The following is a 1,529-nucleotide window of genomic DNA, read 5'->3' as shown; positions in this document are numbered from 1 at the left end:
CGACCAAACCAAGGGAGAAAACTCAATGAACTTTTATACTAATACACATCCGTACTATTGTGGAATCGATCTTCACACAAGACTGCTCTATGTCTGCATCATTGATAATGAAAACAACATTCTCGTTCACGAAAAAATCGATGATTCACCCGATAAACTGTTAGCGCTTCTAAAACCATATCTAGGCAATATCGTTGTTGGTGTGGAATGTATGCACTGTTGGTATTGGGTGTCTGACTTTTGTGAAGAGCACAATATTGATTTTATTCTTGGCCACGCGCTTTACATGAAAGCGATACATGCCGGTAAAACGAAAAACGATAAAATAGACGCGCTAAAGATAGCGAAGCTAATGCGGGGAGGGAATTTCCCTCTCGCGCATGCTTATTCAAAGGAGCATCGCTCAATTCGTGATGCGCTGCGTCGGCGCACGCACATAATGCGAATGAGTGCCCAGCTGAAAGCGCATGTTGCCAGCACAGTCAGTCAATACAACTTACCCGTATTAGAAACGCGGTTAGATCTAAGAAACTCTCCTGATAGAGAAAAGATGCGCCACTTTTTTCCAGACGAAGCAGTGCAGAAGAGCATGGATTTAAACCTAAACATTATCGAAACCATGGTGAGTGAGCTCTACAAGATTGAACATTATGTAAAGACTCAGGCACAGACACACTGCGCTACAGATTTACATATTCTCAAGTCGTTTCCAGGTATTGGGAAAATTCTAGCCCTCACCATTTTGTATGAAGTTGGTGATATTAAGCGGTTTTCATCAGTTCAAAAGTTTGCCTCGTATTCACGGTTAGTAAAATGCAAAGCTGAGTCGGCCGGTAAAACACACGGTACGCAGGGGAATAAGATTGGCAATGCACATTTGAAATGGGCATTTAGTGAAGCAGCGGTGTTGTACCTTAAAGGTAATGACAACGCCAAACGGTATTTAGCAAAGCTTCAAAAGAGAATGAGCAAGGCGAAGGCTTTATCTGCACTCGCTCACAAAATCGGGCGGTGTACTTATTTTATGTTGAAGAATCAGCAGGTATTCGATGAAGAACGCTTTTTAAACGGGTAAGTCGCACGGTGGCATGAGCTTAAACGTCTAACTGGTTTAATGGTGAGTATCTTTTTTATCGCGCAGTACTCCGCAAAAGCAGCATCGATAAATATACCTGCATGCCAGAACCTGTTGGTTTGATTAGACATGTCACTGTTGCGCATCACTACCTTTTTATGAATTTGCTTACACCTTCACTGAACCTGATACTAACTGGTCAATGCAGCCACTTAGCTTTGAATAGGACAGAGGAAGGTTAACCGATGAATGTCTAGTGCCGTTGCCAGTCAAAAGGAATTGAAAAGAGCAACAACAAGAGCCTCTATATGTGTTTGACGTAGGCGATTTGCCTAACATCAGCCATGACAAACGAAGTAAACGAGTTCTAAAAAGGCAACGGTATTGATCTTGAAATAGTGGTCAAAGGACTATCTTTTTTCATTGACAGCCCGGAGGCTCATATGTGTTAGGT

The 1,529-nt window shown here is 42.3% G+C and carries 1 protein-coding gene; it reads left to right on the top strand.

From position 1 onward, the window contains the following. Positions 1–25: 25 nt before the first annotated feature. On the top strand, positions 26–1,075 hold the full coding sequence (locus MHN02_RS21405) for an IS110 family transposase (protein WP_061485967.1): 1,050 nt from the start codon (positions 26–28) through the stop codon (positions 1,073–1,075). Positions 1,076–1,529: the final 454 nt, after the last annotated feature.

The sequence above is a fragment of the Alteromonas sp. CNT1-28 genome (genome assembly GCF_022348345.1).
Classification (GTDB): domain Bacteria; phylum Pseudomonadota; class Gammaproteobacteria; order Enterobacterales; family Alteromonadaceae; genus Alteromonas; species Alteromonas macleodii.
Note: the sequence above shows the minus strand (reverse complement) of the source record. Positions and strands in the feature narration are given on the sequence as shown.

Coding starts and splice junctions, on each gene's coding strand:
- MHN02_RS21405 (WP_061485967.1), top strand. CDS start 26: ATGAACTTTTATACTAATACACATCCGTACTATTGTGGAATCGATCTT.